At 33.5% G+C, this 25,760-nt stretch carries 21 protein-coding genes and 2 pseudogenes; 1 reads left to right on the forward strand and 22 read right to left on the reverse strand.

All coding sequences use genetic code 11. From position 1 onward, the window contains the following. Nucleotides 1-124: 124 nt before the first annotated feature. The 3 genes from JVV30_RS00175 to JVV30_RS00185 form a co-directional block, all read right to left on the reverse strand. Nucleotides 125-991: a 2-oxoacid:ferredoxin oxidoreductase subunit beta gene (locus tag JVV30_RS00175; protein WP_053029345.1), complete on the reverse strand. Its 867-nt coding sequence runs from the start codon at nucleotides 989-991 to the stop codon at nucleotides 125-127. Continuing rightward, nucleotides 992-2,752 carry a 2-oxoacid:acceptor oxidoreductase subunit alpha gene (locus JVV30_RS00180; protein WP_070855548.1) on the reverse strand — a complete coding sequence of 587 codons (1,761 nt, stop codon included), beginning with the start codon at nucleotides 2,750-2,752 and terminating at the stop codon, nucleotides 992-994. A gap of 133 nt (nucleotides 2,753-2,885) precedes the next feature. Further along, a complete protein-coding gene (locus tag JVV30_RS00185; RefSeq protein WP_053029343.1) occupies nucleotides 2,886-3,680 on the reverse strand; it encodes a TIGR00282 family metallophosphoesterase in 795 nt (264 codons plus the stop codon). Between the two features lie 159 nt (nucleotides 3,681-3,839). On the opposite strand from JVV30_RS00185, the gene JVV30_RS00190 reads away from it, so the two are divergent. Continuing rightward, nucleotides 3,840-4,055, forward strand: a complete 216-nt coding sequence (locus JVV30_RS00190) for a hypothetical protein (protein ID WP_053029342.1) — start codon at nucleotides 3,840-3,842, stop codon at nucleotides 4,053-4,055. 327 nt (nucleotides 4,056-4,382) lie between these two features. On the opposite strand, the gene rny is transcribed toward JVV30_RS00190, so the two are convergent. From rny to JVV30_RS00280, 19 genes and pseudogenes are all read right to left on the reverse strand, one after another. Continuing rightward, on the reverse strand, nucleotides 4,383-5,942 hold the full coding sequence (gene rny, locus JVV30_RS00195) for a ribonuclease Y (RefSeq protein WP_070855547.1): 1,560 nt from the start codon (nucleotides 5,940-5,942) through the stop codon (nucleotides 4,383-4,385). 612 nt (nucleotides 5,943-6,554) lie between these two features. After that, nucleotides 6,555-7,598 (reverse strand): recombinase RecA, encoded by a 1,044-nt coding sequence (gene recA / locus JVV30_RS00200; protein WP_204192895.1) that lies wholly within the window; start codon nucleotides 7,596-7,598, stop codon nucleotides 6,555-6,557. A gap of 175 nt (nucleotides 7,599-7,773) precedes the next feature. Then, a complete protein-coding gene (locus JVV30_RS00205; protein ID WP_070855546.1) occupies nucleotides 7,774-8,916 on the reverse strand; it encodes a CinA family nicotinamide mononucleotide deamidase-related protein in 1,143 nt (380 codons plus the stop codon). Nucleotides 8,917-9,073: 157 nt separating this feature from the next. Next, nucleotides 9,074-9,649 carry a CDP-diacylglycerol--glycerol-3-phosphate 3-phosphatidyltransferase gene (gene pgsA / locus JVV30_RS00210; RefSeq protein ID WP_070855545.1) on the reverse strand — a complete coding sequence of 192 codons (576 nt, stop codon included), beginning with the start codon at nucleotides 9,647-9,649 and terminating at the stop codon, nucleotides 9,074-9,076. Between the two features lie 33 nt (nucleotides 9,650-9,682). Then, complete coding sequence (locus JVV30_RS00215; RefSeq protein WP_070855544.1) at nucleotides 9,683-10,075, reverse strand: helix-turn-helix domain-containing protein; 393 nt, start codon at nucleotides 10,073-10,075, stop codon at nucleotides 9,683-9,685. A gap of 21 nt (nucleotides 10,076-10,096) precedes the next feature. Next, nucleotides 10,097-10,927: a YmfK family protein gene (locus JVV30_RS00220; RefSeq protein WP_016930681.1), complete on the reverse strand. Its 831-nt coding sequence runs from the start codon at nucleotides 10,925-10,927 to the stop codon at nucleotides 10,097-10,099. A gap of 129 nt (nucleotides 10,928-11,056) precedes the next feature. Continuing rightward, the gene (ymfI, locus tag JVV30_RS00225) at nucleotides 11,057-11,761 is read right to left on the reverse strand and encodes an elongation factor P 5-aminopentanone reductase (protein ID WP_070855543.1); all 705 of its coding nucleotides are present in this window, start codon (nucleotides 11,759-11,761) and stop codon (nucleotides 11,057-11,059) included. Further along, a complete protein-coding gene (gene yfmH, locus JVV30_RS00230) occupies nucleotides 11,761-13,050 on the reverse strand; it encodes an EF-P 5-aminopentanol modification-associated protein YfmH (protein WP_053029335.1) in 1,290 nt (429 codons plus the stop codon). The genes ymfI and yfmH overlap by 1 nt, the downstream gene beginning before the upstream one ends. After that, nucleotides 13,050-14,324: an EF-P 5-aminopentanol modification-associated protein YfmF gene (gene yfmF, locus JVV30_RS00235; protein WP_204192898.1), complete on the reverse strand. Its 1,275-nt coding sequence runs from the start codon at nucleotides 14,322-14,324 to the stop codon at nucleotides 13,050-13,052. Before yfmF ends, yfmH begins: the two co-directional genes overlap by 1 nt. Before the next feature lie 25 nt (nucleotides 14,325-14,349). After that, entirely contained in the window at nucleotides 14,350-15,066 is a 717-nt protein-coding gene (locus JVV30_RS00240) for a GntR family transcriptional regulator (protein ID WP_070855674.1), read from the reverse strand. 3 nt (nucleotides 15,067-15,069) lie between these two features. Beyond that, a pseudogene (locus JVV30_RS13515) lies at nucleotides 15,070-16,527 on the reverse strand (DNA translocase FtsK); the annotation flags it as partial. 149 nt (nucleotides 16,528-16,676) lie between these two features. Continuing rightward, nucleotides 16,677-17,487: pseudogene (locus JVV30_RS13520) on the reverse strand (cell division protein FtsK); the annotation flags it as partial. 239 nt (nucleotides 17,488-17,726) lie between these two features. After that, nucleotides 17,727-19,400 carry a ribonuclease J2 gene (gene rnjB, locus JVV30_RS00250; RefSeq protein WP_053029332.1) on the reverse strand — a complete coding sequence of 558 codons (1,674 nt, stop codon included), beginning with the start codon at nucleotides 19,398-19,400 and terminating at the stop codon, nucleotides 17,727-17,729. A 386-nt stretch (nucleotides 19,401-19,786) separates the two neighbouring features. Next, nucleotides 19,787-21,889 (reverse strand): polyribonucleotide nucleotidyltransferase, encoded by a 2,103-nt coding sequence (pnp, locus tag JVV30_RS00255; protein ID WP_204192902.1) that lies wholly within the window; start codon nucleotides 21,887-21,889, stop codon nucleotides 19,787-19,789. A gap of 135 nt (nucleotides 21,890-22,024) precedes the next feature. Beyond that, entirely contained in the window at nucleotides 22,025-22,294 is a 270-nt protein-coding gene (gene rpsO, locus JVV30_RS00260; protein ID WP_053018906.1) for a 30S ribosomal protein S15, read from the reverse strand. A gap of 112 nt (nucleotides 22,295-22,406) precedes the next feature. Continuing rightward, a complete protein-coding gene (locus tag JVV30_RS00265; RefSeq protein WP_204192904.1) occupies nucleotides 22,407-23,378 on the reverse strand; it encodes a bifunctional riboflavin kinase/FAD synthetase in 972 nt (323 codons plus the stop codon). 14 nt (nucleotides 23,379-23,392) lie between these two features. Continuing rightward, nucleotides 23,393-24,310 (reverse strand): tRNA pseudouridine(55) synthase TruB, encoded by a 918-nt coding sequence (truB, locus tag JVV30_RS00270; RefSeq protein WP_053029329.1) that lies wholly within the window; start codon nucleotides 24,308-24,310, stop codon nucleotides 23,393-23,395. Between the two features lie 316 nt (nucleotides 24,311-24,626). Beyond that, complete coding sequence (gene rbfA / locus JVV30_RS00275) at nucleotides 24,627-24,977, reverse strand: 30S ribosome-binding factor RbfA (protein WP_053029328.1); 351 nt, start codon at nucleotides 24,975-24,977, stop codon at nucleotides 24,627-24,629. A 136-nt stretch (nucleotides 24,978-25,113) separates the two neighbouring features. After that, complete coding sequence (locus JVV30_RS00280; RefSeq protein ID WP_070855539.1) at nucleotides 25,114-25,710, reverse strand: DUF5780 domain-containing protein; 597 nt, start codon at nucleotides 25,708-25,710, stop codon at nucleotides 25,114-25,116. Between the last annotated feature and the right edge of the window lie 50 nt (nucleotides 25,711-25,760).

Genomic DNA, 25,760 nt, shown 5'->3' on the forward strand with positions numbered 1-25,760 from the left:
AACTAAATACTTTTAATAGTATCTAAATACTAATGTATGATTCAAAAAATATGTAATGAATAGGTCGTTATACAAAAAACTCACCTCCAAACATACGTTGTTTAGAAGTGAGTGAATTAAATTTTTATACAAATTGAGAAGTTAAGTTGTTGAAATCTTCTTCAGTTATATGAATATCTCGCTTAGATAATGCACTTTCATTTAGTTCTTCTATTTGAGATTCATATGACGGGGTTTCAGTGTCTTGATACACGATACCTTTGACTAAAGACTCATGATCTAAAACAGTCTTCATAGCTAATTGTTTATCAGACGTATCATAGCCTTCTATGTCATCTAAGCTTGTTAAATGTTCTTTAAACCAATCATACGTATTTACTTTGTTATAAGTAACACATGGTGAAAAGACATTTACAAATGAAAAGCCATCATGATTAATCGCATCTTCAATGAGCTTAGTTAGCGCTTTAATATCACTAGAGAACCCTTGGGCTACAAATGTTGCACCTGATGATAATGCTAATTCAAGTGGTGCAACATTCTTCTCGATATTACCTTTAGGCGTAGATTTTGTTATGAAACCTACTGCAGATGATGGAGAGGTTTGCCCTTTAGTTAAGCCATAAATTTGATTGTCCATAACAATATACGTCATGTTCATATTACGTCTTAATGCATGAATAGTATGTCCCATACCAATAGCGTATCCATCACCATCGCCACCAGAGGCAATGACAGTTAAATCCTTGTTCGCCATTTTAACCCCTTGTGCTAGTGGTAATGCGCGTCCATGTATACCGTGTACGCCGTATGAATTAATATAACCAGATAATCGGCCTGAACAGCCAATACCAGTAATGATTGCTACTTCCTCAGGCTCTAATCCGACGTTGGCAGCTGCTTTTTGAATAGCTGCTTGAACTGAGAAATCACCACAACCTGGACACCAATTTGGCTTCACATTATTACGAAAATCTTTAAATGTAGCCAATTAAACCAACTCCTTAATTTCACTTACTACTTCTTGCCCTTTAGATTCAATTTCATGAGGTAAGAAAGGTGTACCATCATATTTAGTTTGATTAATCAATTTATCTTGAATTGTTGTATTCATTTTAAGGATATTTGAAAGTTGCCCTTGATAATTATGTTCAACAACAATGACTTTAGATGCTTTATTAATAGCTGATTGAATAACATCTTTCGGCATAGGATGAAGTTGACGAATCTGCATAGTATTCACTTTTAAACCTTGCGCATTAAGTCTTTCAGCGCCTTCTTGAATCGCACCTTTACTAGATATAAATCCAATAAATAAAATATCGGCTTCTTCGTGTTGTTCATTTAATTCAACTGGCTTTTCTATTAATAGATTTGCTGTTTTACGCATTCTCTTGTCCATTTGTTGACGTCTATTTTCAGCCGCTTCACTTGGTTTACCTTCTTCATTGTGTTCTACGCCAGTTACATGATGTATACCACCTTTAACTCCAGGTATAGGTCTAGGTGATACACCATTTCCTGTTAACGCATATCTTCTAAAGTATTGTTTGTCATCCTCTTCACGTTCAATATCAGATTGCAATAATTCGCCTCGTTGAATGTGAATTTTATTATAATCAAGATGTTCAACCGTTTGTTTACCTAATGATAATTGTAAATCACTCAATACTATTACTGGACATTGATATGCTTCAGCTAAGTTGAACGCTTCAATCGTTAAATAGAAAGCATCTTCAGCATCAGTAGGGGCTACGACAATCTTTGGTATATCCCCATGCGTACCATAAATCATTTGCATTAAATCAGATTGTTCTTGTTTAGTTGGTAAACCCGTTGATGGTCCACCACGTTGTGTATTAATAATTACTAATGGTGTTTCCGTCATACCTGAAAGGCCTATAGCTTCCATCATAAGTGAAAGACCTGGTCCTGCACTGGCAGTAAATGCTCTAACACCTGCATAATTAGCACCGATTGCCATATTAGCTGCAGCAATTTCATCTTCAGTTTGTACTACTGTACCGCCTACTTTAGGTACGTTCGCAATCATATATTCCATTATTTCAGATGCAGGTGTAATTGGATAGGCAGCCATGAAACGAGAGCCCGCTGAAATAGCACCTAACCCTATTGCATCATTACCAATCATATATAAATGAGGATCTTTATCCGTTGGTTGCAATTTAAAATCTAACTGTAAATCATTTATTTGTGCTTTCATCAATGCATAACCTTGATTTAAAGCTTCAATATTCATTGCTACAACGTTTTCACCTTTTTTGGTAAACATATTTGTTATAAGCGTTTCGAATGTAGTTGTATCTAAATCCATGATGGCACACGTTGCACCAACAGCAACCATATTCTTCATAAGTGCAGTACCTAGTTCTTTAGCTGTGCTAGTAAATGGTAATTCAATAAGTTGAGCACGACACGCTTCAGGTTTCGTCGGTTTTGCCTTTGCATCAGCAATAATAATACTATCCTCGCGCATTTCATGATGGTTCAATTCAATTGTTTCTTGGTCAAAAGCCACCAAAATGTCCAAATCATCACTAATTGCATGTACAGGTGTAGTGGATACTCTAATTTTATTATTAGTGTGTCCGCCTTTAATACGGCTTGAGAAATGTCTATATCCGTATAAATAATATCCTTTACGGTTCATCGCTGTGGCAAAAATTTCACCTGTCGATTCGATACCTTCACCTTGTTGTCCGCCCACTTTCCATGATATTTGTGATTTCATATCATATGCCTCCTGTGGAATTAATTCATAATAAATCATAACAAAAATAACCACCGTCTTACTATGACAACAGTGGCAATTATTTAAATTCATACTAATGGACTATATCCAATCGTCTATGAATGGTTTCAAATTATTTATTAAAAGGATGATCGTCGTTGATGAGTATTCTTTCAATATGCTTAGTTTTTCCTTCTTTATCTAAATCTATAATAACACCTGAAAGAACACTTCTGCCATCATTCGGCACAACATGACGTTGTGGCAAGCTTGTGATAAATCGTTCAATGACTTCATCACGATTAATTCCGAGTATTCCGTCATAATACCCTGTCATACCTACATCTGTGATATAACCCGTACCATTAGGAAGCACACGTTCATCCGATGTTTGAATATGTGTATGCGTTCCCACTACCGCACTGACTCTGCCATCTAAATACCATCCCATTGCGTTTTTTTCTGATGTCGTTTCCGCATGGAAATCCACAAAAATGTAATTCGTTTCTTTTTTAGCTTCTTCAATTAGTTGATCAGCTTTTTTAAAAGGGTCATCTATATCTTGCATAAATGAACGTCCTTGTAAATTTATAATCGCTAATTTAATATCATTAATTTGAATAAATCTCATACCTACACCAGGTGCTTCACTAGGGAAATTTGCTGGTCTAACCATTCTATTTGCATTATCAATAAAATCATAAATTTCACGTTGTCCATATGTATGATTGCCCATTGTCATGAAATCTACACCATCTCTTAATAATTGTTTATACAATTTTTCAGTTAAACCTTTACCATGTGCTGCATTTTCAGCATTAACGATACTTACAGTCGGTCTATAAGATTGTTTAATTTTAGGTAAATATTCAGCAATCGCATTTCTTCCAACTTTTCCTACGATATCGCCAATAAATAATATTCTCATTGAATGTTCATCCTCTCATAAAAATAGTTTAATTCATATAGGGCTATAATAAAAGAGGATATTCTCACTCTTTTTAAATTAGATATCTATTTACTTTAGCATGTATACAACATATGTTAAGATAGATTTAACAAAAATAATAGGAGTTGTAAAATTTACATGTCAATTAATATTGATCCAGAGAAGTTTGCAGAATTAGTGGTAAAATCTAATCCGTCTAAATCAGAAGATGCAGAAGACATTGCTAAAGAAAGTCTTGAATTATACATCAATGCTTATCGTTTAGCGGAAAGATACTCAAATATTGCTACTAATTGTTATGATACAGCAGAAATTATTTCTGAATTGAAAAAAACTGATTTACAACTTAAATAATTTATTAAATCATCAATTAAGTAAAACACAAAAATATTTTAAGTTTACATTTAACAATTATTATAAGTGATTGAATTTTAAGTGTTAAGTTGTACATTTGCACTAATGTTCAATCATTGGTTCGGAGTGAGATAAAAAAATTTATCTTGCTCCTTTTTATATCTTAAACTTGAAGTATGACAAATGATCAATTAATTTTCAAGTTCTCCCTTTCATATATGTTAAAGTTCACCTGGTACTTCTTTTACGGTATGACCTCATTTTTAACTTTTAAATGACGCTTTAAAGGCATAAAAAAACAGATCCAAAAATTGGATCTGTTAAAAATTATTTCGCATACTCTACTGCTCTTGTCTCTCTTACAACTGTCACTTTGATGTGACCAGGATATTGTAGTTCATCTTCAATTTGTGATTTAATGTCTCTAGCCAACCTGTGTGACTTCAAGTCGTCTATTTCCTCAGGTGATACAATGACTCTTATTTCTCGACCTGCTTGGATTGCGAATGCTTTTTCAACACCATCATAACCTTCAGAAAGTGTTTCTAAACGTTCCAATCTACGTATATAATTCTCTAATGTCTCTTTACGAGCACCTGGTCTTGCTGCAGATAATGCATCAGCAGCTGCTACCAAAATAGATATGATTGACGTAGGTTCTACATCACCGTGATGTGAATGAATTGCATTAATGACAGTGTCATTTTCTGCATATTTCTTAGCTAGTTCAACACCAATTTCTACGTGACTTCCTTCAACTTCATGATCGATGGCTTTACCTACATCATGAAGCAATCCAGCACGTTTGGCTAAGCTGACATCTTCCCCTAGTTCAGCAGCTAACATTCCAGATAAATGCGCTACTTCAATTGAATGTTTTAAGACGTTTTGACCATAGCTTGTTCTATAATTAAGACGACCTAAAACTTTAACTAAGTCTGGGTGCATGTTATGAACATTAATTTCAAATGTGGCTTGTTCACCAGCATCTCTTATAATGTCATCTACTTCTTTTCTAGCTTTATCAACCATTTCTTCTATTCTGCCTGGATGGATACGTCCATCTGAGACTAAATTAACTAATGCAGTACGCGCGATTTCACGTCTAATTGGATCAAAACCAGATAAAATGACTGCTTCTGGTGTATCATCAATGATTAAATCAATACCTGTTAATGTTTCTAAAGTTCTAATATTTCTACCTTCTCTACCAATTATGCGACCTTTCATCTCATCATTTGGTAAATTAACTACTGAAACTGTTGACTCTGTCGTATGATCAGCAGCTAAACGTTGTACGGTAGTAGCCAATAATTCTTTTGCTTTTTTATCAACTTTTTCTTTAGCTTCTTTTTCTTTTTCTTTAACAAGTACAGCAATATCTTGTGACAGTTCTTGTTCAACCCTTTGAAGTTGTTCATTAACAGCTTCTTCTTGAGTGAGACCGGAGATGCGTTCTAATTCTTGTTCATGCTTCATTATTAATGTTTGAACACTACTCTCTTTTGCATCTACTTGTTGTTGTCTTTCTTCAAGTTTAGATTCCTTTTGTTCTAAAATCTCATCTTTTTTATCAAGAAGATCAGATTTTCGATCTAAATTTTCCTCTTTTTGAAGAAGTCGGGCTTCTTGTCTTTGAAGCTCACCACGTCTTTCACGTAGTTCTGATTCAGTTTGTTCTCTTATGATTTGGTTTTCTTCTTTTGCCTCTAATAATTTTTCTTTTTTGATATTATCAGCTTCTTTTTGACCTTGCTTAATAATATCATCAGCAGTTTGTCTAGCTTGTAATTGCTTTTGATGCAATAAATTTCGGGCTACAATATACCCCACAACAACCCCTAGAATAATCCCCAGCAAAATGAGTAGGAGGTTTAATAAATTCACATAAACACCTCCTTTTTCTAGGTATTTGCTTTGTATATCAAAATCTCTTCATGATTTTTATGAATGTATAATAATTATACATATCAATTGTACGTTTATTAACTTGTTAGTGTCAAGATATGAAATTGCACTGGTGTGATGGTCATTCATTCCAATCCCCGATCCCCACCTTGCTTTGCTTGTTGAATTTCTTATGGAAATTCTCTTTGCTGGGCCCCCAATCCCCAGCTTGCTTTGCTTGTTGAATTGCTTGATGTGATTTCTTGTGTTGGGTCATGTACAACCGGGATATCTATTTAATTGAATTCACTTTATTTAAGTGTTTGTTAAATTCTATGCCATACAGCAAATTGCTATCACTATTTATAACGTTTTCTCAAACTATGTATTCATTGAAAGTTCTATTTTTATATAACAAAAAGTCTACTACATTTTCACTGATACACTACTTCTGTTGACACTTTTTTCATTGTCCATAACGAAAGTAGCTTATCAAATGTAGAAGACTCTTATCATGTTTCAAGCAACTATTTAAATGAATCGTTTTGTTTACTCATACGTTTCAAGTAAATTAATATACCTGTGTTTAATTCAAAATTAAAGTTTTAAACGCTATTCTTCATCAAATAATGTTTGAGGCGCATCTTCTTTATCCTCAACATCACCATCAAAAATACCAAGTTTTTCTCGTAATTTACGATCAATTTCTTCTTTAACTTGTGGATTTTCTTTAAGATACGTTTTTACATTTTCTTTACCTTGACCCATGCGATCACCGTTATAAGAATACCATGCACCTGATTTATCTACGATATCATTTTCAACACCAAGATCAATCAATTCACCTTCTTTAGAGATACCTTGACCATACATGATGTCTACTTCGGCAACTCTAAATGGAGGTGCAACTTTATTTTTTACAACTTTAATCTTAGTTCTATTACCAACAATTTCTTGTCCTTGTTTTAACTGTTCAGCACGACGAACTTCTAAACGTACAGAGCTATAGAATTTTAACGCACGTCCACCTGGTGTAGTTTCAGGGTTACCAAACATAACACCAACTTTTTCACGTATTTGGTTAATGAATATAGCCGTAGTATTCGATTTTGAAATGGCACCAGATAATTTACGTAGTGCTTGTGACATTAAACGGGCTTGAAGTCCCACATGTGTGTCACCCATCTCACCTTCAATTTCTGCTTTAGGTGTTAATGCTGCAACAGAGTCAACTACTACTATATCTACTGCGCCACTTCGAACAAAAGCTTCGGCAATTTCTAAACCTTGTTCACCATGGTCTGGTTGTGATAGATATAAATTATCAATATCTACACCTAGTGCTTCAGCATATACTGGATCCAATGCGTGTTCGGCATCGATGAATGCAGCAACGCCACCATTCTTCTGTACTTCAGCAATAGCATGTAAAGCTACTGTAGTTTTACCAGAACTTTCTGGACCATAAATCTCAATGATTCTACCTTTAGGATAACCTCCTACACCAAGTGCATTATCTAAAGTAACTGAGCCACTTGATACACTTGAAACACGACGTCCTTTGTTGTCGCCTAGTTTCATAACGGCACCTTTACCGAAAGATTTTTCCATATTTTTTATAACTGTATCTAAAGCTTTTTGACGATCATTATCCAAAGCGAAACCTCCTATTAATGAGTTAATCCTCGTATTAATATCTTAACTAATACTATACATTCATTTGAATCTAATTACAAGTTTTTTGCGAATATTTGTTCGCTTTTATTGAAGTGTCTAATCACAAAATCGAACAAACGTACTCAATAAGTGCTCATATTTTCAAAAAGAAACATTATTTAAACCAATTTAATAATTTTATCATGGCATAATTTTGACTTCTGTTTTGTAATATATTTCGTTTTAACGGCATTTTAAATGTTTCAAATTTAAATACACGTTCATCGCTATATCCAAGATAAACTTGCTCTTGATCATGTAATAACGCTATACCCAATTTAGTTTTATATAAATCTTTTACATATTGTGTTGCGTATTTGAGTTTATCTTCAATATTATCTATCTCAGAGATAAAGACACGTGAATCTGGTAATTGTCCCTCTAAAAGATGATTGGTATCATAATTTTTTAATCGTGTGTACAGTGCGCCATTAGTCACACCATCATATAGACTAAAGCGTGTATCCATAGCATTCATTAGTGCTTGTTCAATTACAATATCATCTGAACCATAATAATATTTCCCAATTCTATCAAGAATTGCATTCTTAGTAGGTTCAATTAAGTGTTTACATTCATTTTTCGTATCGGCATTGGCAGTTAATCTTATATATACTTCATGCGTACCAGCTAACGGTGCGATGGTTGGGTTATCTTGATGATCGATTAAATCCATTAATTCAGTTTCAACTTTAGATTCTCCAATTCCAGCAAATCTCAATTGTTCTGAAAAAATAACGCTATCATCATCCATTAAACAAGGTAATAATTCATTTTTAGCCATTGGTTTCATTTCACTTGGCGGACCAGGTAGCAAAATAACTTTCTTATCTTCTATTTCCACTAACATACCTGGTGCCATTCCATAGTGATTTTGTAATACTTTAGCACCTTCAATAACTAACGCTTGTTGTTTATTATTCGGCGTCATTTCTTGACCTTGTTCTTTAAAATAATTTTCTATATATTCTAATGCTGTAGCATCAGTTACTAGATTTTTACCAAGCACTTTTGCAACAGTATGCTTTGTTAAATCGTCTTTCGTAGGTCCTAATCCTCCAGTGAACACAATTGTGTCATATCGTTTTAACCCGTCTTTAATTACACGTTCTAATCTTTGCGGATTGTCTCCAATAACCGTATGTTCAACGACACTTTTTCCAATACTGTTAAATAATCTTGATAAATATTGTCCATTTGTATTGGCAATTTGGCCCAATAAAAGTTCTGAACCTACAGCAATAATTGAAATATTCATGTTCATTTCTCCCTATAGTGATAATTCTTACACGACATCTATTATTATAATGCATCGAATGACGCTTATTCTAAAATTTAAACTTAAAAAACCAAGAATAACTAGGAATAGCGTTGTCTTTCTATTCACTAGTATTCTTGGTTATATTTTCACTAATTTAATGTTTAAAAACATCTCTACCTTTATAAAAGTATTCAATACCAGATAAAATCGTAAATAAAACACCAATATAAAGTAATACTTGGCCTATTTGAATGCCTATCCAAGTTGCTAATAAATCACCCAGTAAAATCCAGATAATTGCAACCATAGTCACAGCAGTTTTAATTTTGCCTAATTGTCCTGCCGCACTTACAAAACCTTGCTCAATTTGTAATAATCGTAATCCTGTAACTGCAAATTCACGTGCGATAATAATAATGGCTACGACAGAATTCGTAAGTCCTAATTGGACCATAACTATTAATGCACTTGAAACGAGTAATTTGTCGGCTAAAGGATCTAAAAATTTACCCATATTCGTTACAAGTTGCCATTTTCTAGCTAAGTATCCATCAAGAAAGTCACTTAAAGAAGCTACAATAAAGATAATTGCAGCAATAAATTGCTCAATGCGGATGTCATATCCACCTAAAATAGATACATTGCCAAATCCAAAGTTCACTAGAGCAAATAAAATGAAAACTGGAATTAATATTACCCTAAAAATCGTGATTTGATTTGGTATATTCATGTTAAAGCCTCATTTCTAATTTTATCTCTTATTTTATAATAGTAACACAGCTAAGACCCATAAGATAAACGTAATTACAATAATACCGCCAATTAATATCATTAATTGTAGAGGTTCTTTATCTTTAGTGCGATATGTAGGCGCTTCATCATTATGGTATCTGTTCAGAAGTTCATTTAATTGATGTTGACTATCCGGTATTTCCTCACGATGCGCTTGTATCAATTGATGTGAATCTATATTTACTACACTCGCATATCGGCGAATAAATCCCTCTGCATAGTCCACTTTCGCTAATTCATCAAAGCGGTTTTCTTCGATTAATTTAAGCGTATCACGTTTAATTTGAGTACGCTCTTCTAACTCTGCTAAAGTCATACCTAATCTTTCGCGTCTACCTTTCAATGTTTCACCAATTGTCTTCACTTTCAAAAGCCTCCACAACCACTATTCAAAAAATCCAAAACCTCCGCCAAACATGTCTTCTCCAAAGTCTAGCGAATTTTTACTTTTAACCGTTTGTTGCTTCATTTGATCATATTCAATTTCTTGATTTTCATTCTCTCGCAATTCAATAATATAATCAAAATCATCCATGCTATAGTTCCCTGATTCTACAAATAAGTCAGGATGTTCAACCACCTTAATTGATGGTAATGTCATGACTTCACGAACTAATTCTTGATGCTTAGGATTTGATTCTCTAGCAGTGACAGCGCCATCAATAATATAGACATGATTTGAATCATATTCCCCTTTAATAAGTGAACTGCGTACAGTTTGCTTAATTAAAGTAGAGCTTATAAATAACCAACGTTTGTGAGCACATACGCTTCCAGCTACTATAGATTCCGTTTTTCCTACACGTGGCATACCTCTGATACCAATCAACTTATGACCTTCCTCTTTGAAAAGTTCAGCCAAAAAATCAACTAATAATCCTAAATCTTCACGTTCAAAACGAAATGTCTTTTTATCATCAGCATCTTGTTCAATATAACGTCCATGCCTTACAGCTAATCTATCACGCAATTCAGGCACTCTTAATTTGGTTATTTCTATTTCACTAAGTTCATTGATTATATGTTCAAAGCGATTAACTTTTTCAAGACTATCTGTTTTAATTAATAAACCTCGTCGGCCTTGATCTACCCCATTAATCGTAACAATGCTTATGCCTAACATGCCAAGTAAACTTGAAATATCACCTAGTAAACCTGCTCGGTTAACCGTGATTTCATACTCAAGATACCATTCTTTTTTTTCGGCTACTGTCATCAATATCCGCCCCTTGTTTTAAAATGGTAACCTACCATTGGAATATTAAAAATTAGTAATCATATTATAGCATTTAGAACTTAATACAAACACAAATTTTTTTATTCTTCGTTTTCAATCTGTCTCAAATTAGATATACCAAGCACCATTGACTTTTTGAATTGTTCCAGTAACACTTTTTGCAAGTGGACTCCACAAATAAGCACATGTATGAGCAATTTCATCAGGAGTTATCATTCGCTGTTGTGGTAACTCTGCTAAAATAGACGCCATATCGTCTGAATTAAATGATTGTGCCATATTACCACTTACAAAACCAGGCGTAACTGCATTGACAGTGACATTCGTCATTGCTAATTCCTGGCTTAGCGCTTTAACAAAGCCAATTTGAGCACTCTTCATTGTAGAATAAATGGTCTCCATGCTTGCACCTGTTTCCCCCCAAATGGACGAAATAACAATAATTCGACCATATTCACTATGACGTATTGTGTCTATAAAGTAACGACAACATCGTATTAATTGCTTAACATGAAGATTGTAGCTATGATCAATATCTTCATCTGACATATCTTGTAGTAAGCCGTACAAAGCTGTACCACTACTATATATCAAGCAATCAATATGTTTCACATGGCCAAACGTTTCTTCCAAATCAATATCTTGTGATAAATCAGCTTGTATAAATTCAACAGCTTCTCCTTCATACTTAGCTTGTAACGTATTTATATCAGATTGAAAATATTGAACAATGACTTCGTTACCTTCCTCTAATAACCGTTCTACAATTGCTGTACCAATACTTCCTGAGCCACCTAGTACTAATGCTCTCATTAAGATTTAAGCTCCAAACGACTATCAACCATATTATCAATATTTAAAAACTTAGATGCTGTTTCATTAATACTGTCTAATGTTATATTCTCAATAATATCTAACATATCGAACACACTAACACCCTCAAAATATAATTTAGCATATTGATTCGCTATATATTCAGGAGAATTTAAACTTGAAATATATTCACCAATAAATTGTTTTTTCAATAAATCAAATGCTTCTTGGTCTTTCAATTTACCGCGATGCATGTTGAGTTCATTTAATAACACTTCTTTCAACTTATTTGGATGTTGTGTCGCACTCGTAATGATTGAAAAACAATAGGTAGGTTCGAGCACAAATTGATAGCCAAATGATTCATCAATCAAATCTTCATTCAATAATGTTTGATAGAAATCCGTTTCTTCACCAAATACTAATTCGAAAAATAGCGTCATTTCTAAATCATGTTGTACATATTGTTGTGGTGATGCCTTAGTTGGTTCATTTTTAAATCCTAACATTAACCTAGGTGACTGTAGCTTCATTTCTTCAGTTACAAAAGGTGTTATCACTTTAGTTGGCTCATCAATAGTCGCTCTTTCAATACTAGGTTGATTCGTTTTATCTCTTTTATTTTCATGCGTTTCAACAATATCGCGTATATTTTCTGGATTCACATCGCCAACTACAAATAACACCATATTCGATGGATGATAAAATGTTTCATAACATAGATATAAGTCATCTTTTGTAATATTATAGATACTCTCTACGCTACCAGCTATATCCACTTTAATTGGATGATTTTGATACATCGCACGTAGCGTATTAAACATAATTTTATAGCCAGGTTGTTCTTGATACATTTTTATTTCTTCAGCGATAATACCTTTTTCTTTATCAACCGTTTCCTTCGAAAAAAATGGTGTCTCTACCATTTCTAATAATCTTAGAATATTACTTTCAACATTATCTGTGGCACTGAATAAATAACTAGTACGATCAAAACTAGTAAATGCATTGACTTGCGCATTATCACTTGCAAATGCAGTAAATAAATCTTCAGTGTCATCCTTTTCAAATAATTTATGCTCTAAAAAGTGAGCAACGCCATCTGGTACAGTTACAAACGCATCTTGATTATGTGGTTTAAAAGTATTATCTAGAGAGCCAAATTGAGTCGTATACGTTACGAATGTTTTTTGAAACCCTTTTTTGGGAATAACGAATAAACGTAACCCATTAGCTAATTCATGTTCAAATACACGCTCATCAATGAGTTCATAATATGTTTCTTTCATTAAGAATGACCACCCTTCGTAAGTGCGTAAATCGTATCAAGTTTTGCTTTATTGGCCATAGTTACCACATCTTCTTTAGTAACTTTTTGGATGTGATTAATATAGTTTTCATCTGTTTGCACACGTTCTAAAAGTAACTGATTTTGCATAACTTCGATAATACTTTTAGGTCGATCGGCAATCTCATGTCTATGAGAGATGATAATTTTTTTGGCGAGTTCTAATTTATCCTCGTCAAACTCACCACGTTTAAATTTATCAAACTCTTCCAAGATTGTATCTTTAGCAAGTTCAAATTTATCTGCTGATACACCACTTAATACAAAGAGATAACCATTTTTACCATCTAATTGTGAATGGATTGAATAGGCTAGACTTTGTTTTTCACGTACTTCATTAAATAAAACGGATGATGGGTCCCCACCAAACATCGTATTTAATACTACTAATGCATAATAATCTTGTGCCCCAAAACGCGTTGGAAAGCGATAACCCATATTTAATTTTGCTTGATCCACTTCATCCTCTTCAACAATATATTGTGGTTCTGAGTTTGAATCCATTAAATACGGTTCATTAGATTGCGTCATTTCAAATGGTTTAATTATAAATTTCGATTTGATTAATTGCTTAACCTCTTGTTCATCTACATTGCCAACAACATAAACCGAACATTGATCATTGTTAATCATATTTTGATATGTATGATATAAGCTTTCAGGTGTAATTGTATTTATTTTCTCAATTTGCCCTGTCGCTAAGTAGCGATACGGTTCATCTTTAAACATGTATTTTAATAAATTTAAAAATGAATATTGCGCCTTATTATCGATAATAGCTTCAATTTTTTTAGTTAGTAAAGATTTTTCTTGATTAACAAATGTTTCGTTAAACGCACTATTTTCAATGAGTGGTTTATTGATTACTTCATATAAGACATTCAGTCCTTTTTCAAAAAGTGGTGTTGAATCTTTGAGGTAACGTTCATTAACAATTTCTAATGAGATAGTGATCACATGTTTATCTTTAAATTTAGAAACAAAACTATGTATGTAAGCACCATATAATTCTGACAGTTGTTTACTAAACGCTTTATCATTTGACCATTTTTGTGTAGCACGAACTAATAATTTACTAAGTAAAGATCGTGCTGTGATGGTTTCGTAATCTAAAGGTGCCATAAATTTGAAAGTAATCATAGTTGTCTTAAATTTATCTGTAGGTAACACATCGATATGTATGTGTTGGTCTTGATTGATTTGTTGTTCTAACATTCATCCACACTCCTTAATATCAAATCTATATTTTTGTACGTGTCAGTTTAAATTTAACTAAACTGCTCTTCACATAATTTAAAGAATATAAAATAGGTTTACCCAATTCATCATAGTGTACAACCTTTAATAGCATTAAACCTTCATGTGGAGAAGCGTTCAGAATATCAGAAATATGTGGCTCATAACTAATTGCTTCAACTTCTGTTTCAGCAGAAGCAACTTTATGACCGGTATTCGTCTCAATTGCATTTAGCATGGAACCATCACTGATTTGATAATCAGTACAGGTAAGATAATTTTTTGAAATTTTATCCAAACAATAAATAACTGGCTGATGATTTGCAGTGCGTAGACGCTCGATAATTGTAATTGGTTGTTTATCTTCAATGCCTAACATTTGTGCATCTAATATGGAGGCAGGTTGTTCCTCTAAACTCAAATATTCAGTTCCTGAGTGGTAACCTGCTTCTTGAATCATATCGTTAATGCTGAATAATTTATTTAATGGATAGAAGAAGGGGTGTAATGACTTTACACTTGGTCCTTCTTCAAAGTTATCAGTCAAAACTTGTTCAGTAATGAGTTCACCAATTGCATCATAGACATCGTCTGTTTTCACATTCAATTCTCTGGCAATAGATAAATTGCTAGGTAGTTTATCACCAGGTTTTAAAGATTGTTCTTTAATTTGCTTAAGAATATACTCCTTAACTTTAAAAGCTGCATTTGTCTCTGTCATCATTTACACCTCTTCATCATCTAAATTTACTAATACTTGTCTTGGTTTACTACCTTTTTGCGGTCCGATAACTTGGTTTCGTTCTAAATCATCCATTAATCTAGAAGCACGATTATAGCCAATTCTAAATTGGCGCTGTAATAGCGACGTACTTGCTTTTTGCTGCTCAATAACAAATATATAGGTATCATCATATAGAGCATCTTCACTCTTCATTTCTGATTTGTCTACAGGTGCATCTGGTTCCATTTCTTTCACGTAATTCGCTTTTTGTTGTTCAACAACATAATTAACAACATCTTGAACTTCTTGGTCACTTAAGAAAGCACCTTGTACACGCGTTTGAGATGACTCTCCATTACCTACATAGAGCATATCACCTTTGCCGAGTAGCTTTTCGGCTCCACCAGAGCCAATAATTGTTCTAGAGTCAGTTTGAGAACTTACGGCAAATGCAATACGTGAAGGAATGTTGTTTTTAATAATACCAGTGATTACATCTACTGATGGTCTTTGTGTTGCAACGATTAAATGAATGCCTGCTGCTCTGGCCATTTGAGTAATACGTTGAATGGCATTCTCAACTTCTTTACCTGCAACCATCATCAGATCAGCTAATTCATCTACAATAACTACGATATATGGTAATTCTGCTTGTTTCTCATCGAGTTCTTCATTTTGACGTCGTATAAATTTATTATACCCTTCAATGTTACGTGTAGACGAATGTTGGAATAAATCATAGCGTCGTTCCATTTCTGCCACTACCTTTTCTAAGGCTTGAGAGGCTTTATGTGGATTGGTCACTACTGGTATTAGTAAATGTGGCACCCCATTATACACATTTAATTCTACCATCTTAGGGTCAATCAACATGAGCTTAACCTCATGTGGTTTAGCGTTTAATAGAATACTAGTAATAATACCGTTAATACATACAGACTTACCACTACCTGTTGAACCGGCGACAAGAAGGTGTGGCATTTCATTCAATTGAATTGTCATTGGTTCACCAGAAATATCTCTACCAAGACCTACTTCTAATTTGTTACTTGCTGGAAATTTAGATTCAAGCACTTCCTTAAGGGTAACTAATGAAATCTTATCATTTGGCACTTCAATGCCTACTGCTGAACGTCCAGGTATTGGCGCTTCAATACGTACATCTTTTGCTGCTAATGCAAGTGCAATATCATTATGTAAGTTCACAATTTTGCTTACTTTAACGCCTTGAGCAGGTTGAATTTCATATTGTGTTACGGCTGGCCCAATTTTAATCTGTTTCACTTTAGCATTAACACCAAAGTTTTTCATTGTAGATTCAAGTATTTGGCCTTTACGTTGAACTTCAGCCTTAGACGTTGTTTGTTGTTTAGCTGGCTGATTAAGTAATGATAATGGCGGAATGTGATATGCAGCATTAGCCTCTTCTCCCGCTTCAGAAATTGAACCGTTCATTTGATGATCATTATTAGAAGCTGAATCTGACTTTGTATTATGATGTTGATAGTTGTCGTTATTTTGATTTTCTTCTTTAGCATGATCTTCGTTATTAATACCAAATTGTCTTTTCTTGCGCTTGTTAACAGGAGGTTGTTTATTTTCTTGCGACTCACTATGACCATAAATAGGAATGTCTTCCGGTTCTGGATTAACTTCTGGAAAATCACTTACATCTTTAATTTGCTCTGACTCAAGTTGTTCTTGTTCAAATTCATTTTGTCTTTGACGCTCACGCTCTGCTTCTTTTTCACGTTGGCGCGCTTCTTTTTTGAGTTTATTTTGTGCTCTTTTTTCTTTCAAATTAGATGACGCACTTTGACTCGAATTTTTCATTTTATCAATTAAAGATTTGACAACATCTCTATGTCTAAGTTTAAGCAATAGTATAATACTTGAACTTAATAAAACTAATGTGAGGATGATGACACCTGCAATGGAAATAAGTGGAATAAATATTTTAAGTAAATAGAATCCTATTAAACCACCACCGAAATTTGGAAAATGACTATGTTCATAAGCCTTATATACATAAGATAGAACTGGCTCTCTTTGAGATACCGCCCCTTTTTGAAAATGGTAAATAATTTGTGTTGTAATCAATAACACAAATTGTAGCGATATCAATCCGAAAGTACGTCTTGTCTTAGGGAATTGCTTTTGCATTGCAATATAAACCGTAATTAAACTGAGTAATATGTATGTTAAATAGCGACTCATTCCAAACAAATAATTGAAAAAGCTATCTATCATTCGACCCACAATGCCTAATTGGAACATTCCTAAAATCGACAAAATGACTATTATGATTGCAATAACATAGCGTAAAGAACTGTCCTTCTTCTGTTGCTTTTTTTTAGTCGATTTACGGGTTGTTGCGCCCTTTTTACGGGTTGTAGTTTTTTTCTTAGTTTGTGGCAAAATCGTACACCTTCTTTATTTCTCACTTAGTAACTCTTTGTAAAACATCTAATTCTCATTTTTCCGATATGTATTATTAATATTTTTAAAAGTACGAAAGAGGTTGGAACAATACATACCACATTTAGACTCAAAGCGTCATAAAATAAAGTGAATAATTAAGGCTATTCTCAAACGTTGCCTTTAAAATTATTACACAACTGTGATGTTGTCCCGACCTCTTTTTGATTGAATATATCTTATATTTCAGAAATGACTGGTATAATCATTGGACGACGTTTCGTACTTTCAAATAGCAATTTACTGATTTGATCTCGCATATTTTGTTTAATGTCAGACCATTCAATACGTTTTTCTTGAAGACCTGCTTCAACAATTTCACGAACCTTTTCTTCTGCTTCCTTCATTAATTCTTCACTTTCACGGACATATACAAATCCACGTGATTGAATTTCTGGACCAGCAGCAATTCGTCTGTTTTTCGGATCCAATGTAACAACTGCGATAAAAATACCGTCTTCTGCAAGTAAATGACGATCTCTTAAAACGATATTACCAACATCTCCTACACCGATACCATCGATGAGAATATTGCCAGAATTAACTTTTTCGTTTAATACCATGTCTTTACCGTCGTAGTGTATAACGTCACCTTTTTCAACTAAGAAAATTTTCTCCGGTGCTACGCCAGTTTCATTAGCTAATTTAGCATGTGCAATCTGCATTTTAAATTCACCTTGAACAGGGATAAAGTATTCAGGTTTCATGATATTAATCATCATTTTTAATTCTTCCATGCAACCATGACTAGATGCATGAATTTTTTTATTATTAGGAATAATATATGCACCTGCACGCACTAATTCATTTAATGTATCAGCAATAATTACTTCCATATTCGCTGATGCAGTAATCGCTAAATATACAGAATCTCCTTCTTCGATATTCATAATTTTATGCTTATGTTGCGCCATTTGACTCAATGCCTCGATAGGTTCGCCTTCCATACCAGTAGCTATAATTACGACTTCATTTTTAGGATAATTTCCTACTTCATTAATTGGAATTAGTAAGTCTTTAGGAATATCAAAATATCCCATTTTACGTGCAATATTAAAAGAACTTTCTAATGAACGACCTAAAAATGAAACTTTACGGTTCAATTTACTTGCTGTATTTAATACTTGTTGAATTCTAATAAAATTAGAAGCATAACAAGATACAATTAAACGACCTTTCACTTTCGCAAACGCATCATAAATATGCGATTCAATTACATTCTCAGGTGTATTATAGCCTGGTTTCTCAGCTTCTGTAGAATCACTAATTAATGCGAAGACACCCTCTTCACCAATTTCAGCCATACGTTTGATATCAGGTGCATAGTGTCCTTGTAAACTTTGGTCAAATTTAAATTCACCAGTATATACGATAGAACCGTATGACGTGTGAATGCAAATACCTAAACTATCAGGAATACTATGTGTAGTATTAAAGAACGTAATATTAACATTTTTAAATCGCATAACTGAATCGTGATTAACTGTATAATAACGAACTTTCTTCTTAACGTTACGAGACTTCATATTTTCTTTAACAAGCGCTAACGTTAATTTAGAACCATACACAGGTGCATCAATTTGTTCTAAAATATAGCTAACCGCACCGATAGCATGTTCATGACCATGGCTTAAAAAGATTCCTTTTAATTTATCTTTATTATCAATGACATATTGGATGTCAGGAATAACGATATCTACACCTAACATTTCATCTTCTGGGAACATTAACCCCGCATCTAACATAAACATTTCATCGTCTACTTCAACGATATACATATTTTTTGCGATTTCGCCCACACCACCAAGTGGGATGATACGAATATCGTCATTCTTTTTTTTCACTAAACTCAAAATGTTACCTCCTATTATAAAAATCCCCGTCCATATAAACTCATAATTTATTATAATTTAATTTATGTTGGATGTACACTATTAAAGTGTTTCTCAGGGCATTATAGTCATGATTGAATTTAGTATTTAATAAAAAAATAGGGATTGATTTATTAAATCGCGCAAAACAAAAGAAAGTGGGACAGAATTTTTCTTAAATTCGTGTCCCACCCTCGTATGGATGACTAGAACAGAGAAAAATTTGATCTAAATGCCTTCTCAGTTCTGTCAGCTACTTTAATTTGCAAAATAGCATTATTATATTTTTTATATCCTAGACTCTCATACTAGTAAAATAACAGTTATTGACTAAGTTAAACATGCGTTTCTAACAAGCGCTTTACTGTTTATTTATTTTCATCTAATACTTTGTGAGATGCGTTAACGCGACCTTGTTTATCAATTTCAGTAATTTTAACTTCGATTTTATCTCCAATACTCAATACATCTTCTACTTTATTAATGCGTTCTTTTGAAATTTGAGAAATGTGTAGTAATGCATCTTTACCAGCAAATAATTCAACGAATGCTCCATATTTTTCAATACGTTTAACTTTTGCGTTATAAACTTGACCTACTTCAGCCTCACGTGTAATTTCTTCAATAATTTCACGCGCACGATTGATCATGTCTTGATCAACTGCACCAATAAAGATTGTACCATCTTGCTCAATGTCTAATTTAACACCAGTTTCATCGATGATTTCGTTAATTTTCTTACCACCTGGTCCAATAACGTCTCTAATCTTTTCAGGTTTAATATGCATGATTTCCACTTTAGGTGCATAAGCACTTAGTTCTTTACGTGGTTGATCAATCGTTTGTAGCATGTGATCCATAATTGCTAAACGACCTTGTCTAGCTTGCTCTAAAGCCTCTTCAATGACTTCACGTGTTAAACCGTCAATTTTAATATCCATTTGAATCGCAGTGATACCATCTTTTGTACCAGCCACTTTGAAATCCATATCGCCTAATGCATCTTCCATGCCTTGAATATCTGTAAGTATTGTATAACTATCTTCTCGTGTTACTAACCCCATAGCTATACCAGCAACAGGTGCTTTAATTGGCACACCTGCATCCATTAAAGCTAATGTTGAACCACAAATAGATGCTTGTGATGATGAACCATTAGATTCTAATACTTCACTTACAATACGAACAGTATATGGGAATTCAGATGTATCTGGAATAATGTATTTTAATGCTCTTTCACCTAAAGCACCATGTCCAATTTCTCGACGACCTGGTGCTCTCACTGGACCAGTTTCACCTACTGAGAAATTAGGGAAATTATAATGATGCATGAAACGTTTTTCTTGTTCTGGTCCTAAACCATCAATTAATTGATAATCGCCTAAGGCACCCAATGTGAGCACAGATAAAGCTTGTGTTTGTCCACGTGTGAACAGCCCTGAACCATGTGCACGTGGTAATAATCCAACTTCTGATTCAAGCGGTCTAATTTCATCTGGTTTTCGTCCATCTGGTCTAATCTTTTCATCAGCGATAAGACGACGCACTTCTTCTTTAACTAAATCATTTAAAATTGCATAAACTTCATCAATTAACAATTCATTCTCAGGATCTGCTTCGTCAATAAATTCAGTTGCAATCTCAGCTTTTAACGTGTCTAAATTTTCATCACGTTGTTGCTTATCAAAAGTCAAAACAGTTTCTTTTAGACCTTTTTCTTCGGTTAATGCTTTAACTCTTGATACTAATGCTTCATCACGTTCTACAGGAACGAATTCTTTCTTAACTGGTTGAATGTGTGCTATCACTTCTTCTTGGAATGCTACTAAACGTTTGATTTCGTCATGACCAAAGAAGATAGCTTCTAACATTTCTTTCTCAGTTATTTCGCTTGCACCAGCTTCTACCATGTTTACTGCATCTTTATGTCCAGCAACTTCTAAATCTAGGCGCGAAACTTCTTTCTCTGCAACGGTAGGATTAATGACATATTTACCATCAACATAACCTACGTTCACACCAGCAATTGGTCCTTGGAATGGGATGTCTGAAACACTTAATGCCATTGAAGAACCTATCATTGCTGCCATTTCTGGTGAACAATCTGGGTCTGCACTAAGCACCGTGTTCATAATTTGAACATCATGACGGTATCCTTTTGGGAATAGTGGTCGAATCGGTCTATCGATTAGACGTGCTGTTAATGTTGCTTCATCCCCTGGACGACCTTCACGTTTTTTAAATCCTCCTGGAATTTTACCAGCAGCATACATTTTTTCTTCATAGTTAACTGTTAATGGGAAAAAGTCACCATCACGTGGTTCTTTAGATGCAACGGCAGTTGATAATACGACAGTATCTCCGTAGCGTACTAGCACTGCACCATTAGCTTGTTTAGCTAGTTGCCCTGTCTCAATCGTTAACGATCTTCCAGCCCACTCAGTTTTAAATACCTTTTTTTCTTGAGACATTATGAATCTCCTCTCTGAAATCTATTAACTACATCATATCATTTATTTTTAAAATTTTATATTAGTGTTTAATATTAAACGATAAAAAAAGGAAAGTACCAAACTAAATGGTGCTTTCCTCTTAATATATTAGAATTAACGACGAATACCTAATGATTTAATTAATTCACGGTAACGTTGAATATCTTTACTACGTAAGTAGTTTAATAAGTGACGACGACGACCTACCATTTTTAATAATCCACGACGTGAATGGTGATCTTTTTTGTGTTCACGTAAATGTTCGTTTAATGCAGCGATTTCTGCAGTTAAAACAGCGATTTGTACTTCTGGTGAACCAGTGTCAGTTTCGTGCACGCGATATTCTTTGATAATTTCGTTTTTACGTTCTTGTGTAATTGCCATAATTAAATCCCTCCTAAATTTGTATACACCTTAATCTGAGCTAGGCGTCGGAGTCTCAACCCGCCAAGATAAAGGAATAATAGTAGTGAATTCCATTTCTTAGAACTCAACTTTAGATATTATACGATACATCATCACCAAAATCAACCGATAGTAGGTATTTAGCTTTTTCTTTATCATTGTTCATTTGTTCAACTAAAGGATCGATACCATCGAATTTCACTTCTGGTCTCAAGTAATGATGCCAATATACTATGACACGCTCACCATATATATTGTCATTAAAATCAAAAATGTTAACTTCAATTACTACTTCAGCTTTTGATGGGTCATGGAAAGTAGGTTTCACACCAACATTAGCGACACCACGATAGATTTTATTTTCGGCACCAATTGCCATACTTACAGCGTAAACACCTTTTTTAGGTAATACATAGTCATCACTTGGTTGAACATTTGCGGTTGGGAATCCAATAGTACGACCTCGTTTTTCCCCTTGTACTACTGTTCCTTTAATTCTGTAAAGATAACCTAATTGCTCATTGGCTTTTTTTAAATTACCTTCTTTTAAAGCTTCCCTAATCGCTGTAGTAGAAATTTTTTCGGTTTCCATCTCTTGTTTACCAACAATGGTTGTGCTAAATTCATTCATTTCATTTAATACAGACATGTTACCTTTTCCGAATTTACCATATGTAAAATCAAATCCAGCAACTACTTCTTGCACATGATTATTAATAATATAATCTTGGACAAATTCTTCTGCGGTTACACTCGCAAAGCGTGATGAAAAATTGATTACAATACAATAATCTACATCATGTTGTTCAATCATCTCAAGTTTATCTGAAAGTGGTGTTAAATAGTCCGTACGTTTACGTTCTGGATTTAACACGACAGAAGGGTGAGGATCAAATGTTGTAACTGCCTTTTTTAGATTTCGCGCTGCAGCACGCTCATCCAACGCTTCGAACACTTTATGATGACCACGATGCATGCCATCAAAAAAGCCAAATGCCATCGCAACGTCTTCTTTTATCAATTGATCTTCTTGAATTAGATGGGTTACTTCTATCACTTTCATAACTTTTGACTCCTTTAATTAAATACTTTTTTAGGTTTAATTTCATATTTTTTATCTGGATGTTGAACATAAATTGCCATTACTTTCTGAGTTTCAGAATCAACAAAAACTAATTGTTCATCAATGATTTGATTAAAAAGTCTTTTATTAAACTTTTGTCCATTTAATATTCTTTTTTTCATATTCTCATCAGAAATGTTGATTTTCGGCAAACTTTTCAAACCATATTCTATAGGAAAAAGCTGCGATTGTAATGCGTCTTGCTCATGTAATTGAGAAATTTGCTCTAATGTGAGACTATCCTCAACATCAAAACCACCTGAATTCGTTCGCGTTAATAAAGACATGTGTGCCGGATAACCTAATTGTTTACCGATGTCCGTAGCGAGTGTACGAATATAAGTTCCTTTACCACATTTCACCTTAATATTAAAATGACATTTCTTATTTTCAAATTGGAGATCAGATGTACGCTCAATTAAATCAATTTTCACTTGACGCACTGGCCTTTCAACTGTTTCACCATTTCTTGCGTATTCATATAACTTTTTCCCATTGACTTTAACAGATGAATACATGGGTGGAATTTGTTCTATAAGGCCTTCAAAAGTTCTCAAAACGTCATCTATGTCGGTTGTATTAACCTCATTTTCAAGAACCTCAACTTTATCTATAACTTCACCCGTCTGGTCTTCAGTAGTAGTACTTTCTCCTAATGTAATGGTCGCATGATAGGATTTACCCATGTCCATGACGTAATCACTTACACGCGTTGCAGGACCAATACATATAGGCAATACACCTGACACTTCAGGATCTAAGGTTCCAGTATGACCAATCTTCTTAGTTTTTAAAATCTTTCTTAGTTTGAAGACGACATCATGACTCGTCAATCCACGTTCTTTATAAACGGGTAAAATACCGTTATACATTTTTTCACGTCCTTCATTTTAACTACCTCTATGTATCATAACTTATCTGACTGAATATGTGTTATGAAAATTAATTGTTATAACTTAAATTGACTTAGCAAATCACACTTTTCACTTACTATCAATATTCCCTTGAAACTCAAAATGAGACGGGAGTGGAACATCATTCGATTTGAATTTATTGTCCCACCCCCGTATAGGCGACGATTATTTTGAATAGCTTAAAAATTAGTGTTTATTCTATTTCTCGTTCAATTTATATTTGTAATGTTAATAAAATAACAAAGTATATTGCTATAACTTAGTTAATAGACAATTATCTATCTTGCTTATGCAAATCTTGAATCATTTTCTCAATTTTATTACCATACTCAATTGATTCATCATATTCAAAGAATAATTCTGGAATAATTCGTAGTCTCATTCTTGAACCTAATTCAGATTTAATGAATCCTTTCGCTTTATCTAATGCTTTAAATGTATCATTAACCTCTTTTTCACTACCTAACACAGTAAGGTACACTTTGGCTTGTGATAAGTCGTTTGTTAATTCAACATCTGTAATTGTGATAAAGCCCACTCTAGGATCTTTAACTTTATTATTTACGATATCCATAATTTCTTTCTTCATTTGTTCGCCAACGCGTTCTGCTCTCATGTTACTCATGGATATTTCACCTCTTTAAAAAATTTGTCTTTTCATTATACCCTTATAACTATGCTCGTAAAGACATAGAAACTAAATTTATCATAAAATTTATTCATTATTTTATTATATCTTATTAGCGCTAAAAACAAAATTTCTAATGTTCATTATCAATTGAAATCGTTGTATTTTTGCTTCCTTTAATATCCTTTAATCGTTTTTGACCATAAATTTTCTCAAATTTATCATAAAGTGGATTCTTCCAAGTGTGGCCTTCAAAATCTTTATATTCAGAAACAATAAACTTATATGTTTCAATATCTTTATCATCTTTTAAATTAAATATTTCTTTCTTACTATCTCCATGGCCGGTCAAATTAATTTCTTCATCTACGTAATTGTTAATATAAGAATCACCACTAAGAGCCATAGCAAACTCAGGTTTAACCGGTAAACCGTTTTTGTCCCATGCTGCTACTGCTACAGTCACTTCTTTAATATCTTTATTACTCTCATTTACTATAATTGGATTTAATTGATCAAACGCACGTACATATCCATCATTAGTGTCTTTATCAATAAACTTTACTGTCCCGACGTGCACATCTTGATTATTTAATTTTTTATCAAGTGATGTTGCATTATATGAAGTTAACATTCCACCTTCTTTTCCAGCTTTTACAGAATTACATCCTGATAATAGTATAACCCCACTCAAGCAACAGCCTATTGTTAAATTTGCAAATTTTTTCATAGTTTTCCCCTTTGAAATCTCAAATTTTTCATTTTTATAATGAATATATA

The organism is Staphylococcus sp. GDY8P47P, from assembly GCF_016892225.1.
GTDB classification, from domain to species: Bacteria; Bacillota; Bacilli; order Staphylococcales; family Staphylococcaceae; genus Staphylococcus; species Staphylococcus borealis.